Below are 2117 nucleotides of genomic sequence, written 5' to 3'. Positions count from 1 at the left end.
CGGCATACGCCGACGCCAGCTGCGCGCGGGCCACGTCGGGCTTGCCCTGGTTATCCTTTTCAATCACGCGGATCTTGCGGCCGGCAACGGTCATGGTGCCCTGCGTGGCGTACTCCAGGCCCAGCATCAGCCCGTTCTGCGTCTGTTTGGCGTAGGCCTCCAGCGGGCCCGTCTTGTCGTAGACATGGGCGACGACAACGTCTTTTGCGGCGGCAGCCGAACTCATGCAAAGGGCCGCCAGCGCGGCAAGCAGAATGCGATTCATGGATGTCTCCTGTTATCAGCGGGCGTGCGCAGCCGCCGTGTGGTCATGCAGAGGGTCCGGCGTGGCGAGGAACCGGCGGATGGCGTCGATCTGCGCCGACACGTTCAGCGCGGGGGCGTGGCCGCAATCGGGAAAGTCGATGCGTTGGGCGCACGGTCCGCGTCGCGTCATCGCGTCGGCCACCTCGGGCAGCAGCAGATCGGAGTCGGCGCCGCGCAGCAGCAGCACCGGCATGCGCAGCGAGTCGTAGCCGTTCCAGCGGTCATAGTCGCCCGGGTGATGGCTGAACTGTCCGACGATGGCGGGGTCGTAATGCGCCGTGACGCGACCGTCGGGCAGGCGTCGCATCGAGGTTTCAGCCATCCGGCGCCATTGCTCGTCGCTTTGCCAGCCGTAGGGCCGGTAGGCGACGCGAAGCCAGGACTCCAGTTCGGTGACCGTGTCGAACGCGGGCGGATTGCCGGCATAAGCCAGGATGCGGTCGATGGCGGGCTGCGGCAGCTCGGGCCCGATGTCATTGACGACCAGGTGCGAGATCCGGCCGTGCAGCGTCGTGGCCGCGGCGTGCATGCCGGTGGCGCCGCCCATCGACGTGCCCACCCAGCGCAGCCGGCCAAGCGACAAGCCGTCGGCCAGCGCCCGGGCCAGGCGCGCGTAGAAGTCCAGCTGGTATTCGGCGACCGGATCGGGGCTCCATTGCGACAGGCCGCGGCCGATCGTGTCGGGGCAGATGATGCGGTAGTCGTCCGCCAGCGCCGTCGCCAGTTCGTCGAAGTCGCGCCCGGTGCGGGCCAGGCCGTGCCACATGATGACGGGGGGCGCGTCAGGCGCGCCCCATTCGGTCAGGTGCAGCTCTCGGCCTTCGCAGCGCAAATAGCGCGAAGCCGGCGTGTGGCGGGCGGCCGTTGCGGGCGCGTTTGCCATGAGTCTCCTCCCGGGTTGTCCAGGTTGTGTGCTTATCGGGCTGACTATAGACTTGCGCCAAACGCATCCACAATGCGCCGCGCGCCCCAGAGCAGGGTGAGTCAAGAAGTTGTAGACGCAAGATCAAATTGCGCTTCCCGCCGCGTACAGGAGACCGCGCCATGTCCAATACGGAATTTGCCATCTCGGCCAGCGCCGGCGCTGACCGGCGCGAGCAATGGCGCGCGGCGCTGTCGGACGCTTTCGGCCCGTTCGAGGTACACGGCGGCATGCCCACCCATTTCGCGGGGCATGTGCGCTATGCGCGCCGCGCCAGTCTGCAGTTCAACGACCTGCACTATCAGGGACAGAAGCTGGAACGCACGGCGGGCAATGTGTCGCGGCTGGACCAGGAGTTCTACACCTTCGGCTTGCCATTGGCCGGTCCCCTGGCCGTGCGGCAGCAAGGCCGGGAATTCCAGGTCGAGCCCGGCTGCGTGTACCTGATGAACCAGAGCCTGCCTTATCAGGCGACGGCGCTGGGCGCGTCGGGCTATCGCAGCCTGAGCGTGTCCTTTCCACGCAGCGCGCTGTCGCAACGGGATTCCCGCGTCGGCGCCTTCTACAAGCTGCGCGTCGACGATGGTTCACCGCGTGGCGCGATGCTGGCCAGTTACATGGAGCATTTGTTCAAGGGCATGGGCGGCTGGTCCGACACCGAGGTCACCGAACTTGGCGAACGCCTGATCGACCTGATCGTCCTGTTCCTGGTGCAATCCGAGCAAGGCCATGCGTCGGAGTCCGACAGCAGCGTGACGGTGGCGCATCGGCAACGCGTGCTGGCCTACATCCGCCAGCATCTGGCCGACCCGGCGTTGTCGCCGCAGGCCGTGGCGCAAGGGTGCGGCGTGTCGGTCGCCTACCTGCACCGCATCCTTCGCGCCGGGGG

General features: G+C 67.4%; 3 protein-coding genes. 1 reads left to right on the top strand and 2 read right to left on the bottom strand.

The features are described 5' to 3' along the window. On the bottom strand, window positions 1–265 hold a 265-nt coding region (locus ACE039_RS07950; RefSeq protein ID WP_485822051.1), incomplete at its 3' end, for an ABC transporter substrate-binding protein. 15 nt (window positions 266–280) lie between these two features. Further along, window positions 281–1189 (bottom strand): alpha/beta fold hydrolase, encoded by a 909-nt coding sequence (locus tag ACE039_RS07945; protein ID WP_313456413.1) that lies wholly within the window; start codon window positions 1187–1189, stop codon window positions 281–283. A gap of 161 nt (window positions 1190–1350) precedes the next feature. Between ACE039_RS07945 and ACE039_RS07940 the strand changes: the two genes are divergently transcribed. Next, window positions 1351–2117 (top strand): AraC-like ligand-binding domain-containing protein (locus ACE039_RS07940; protein WP_485822050.1); only part of this gene is annotated, 767 nt, incomplete at its 3' end.

This window comes from Achromobacter maghribensis, assembly GCF_057334215.1.
The sequence above is the reverse complement of the archived record's forward strand: the minus strand, read 5'-3'. Positions and strand labels throughout refer to the sequence as shown.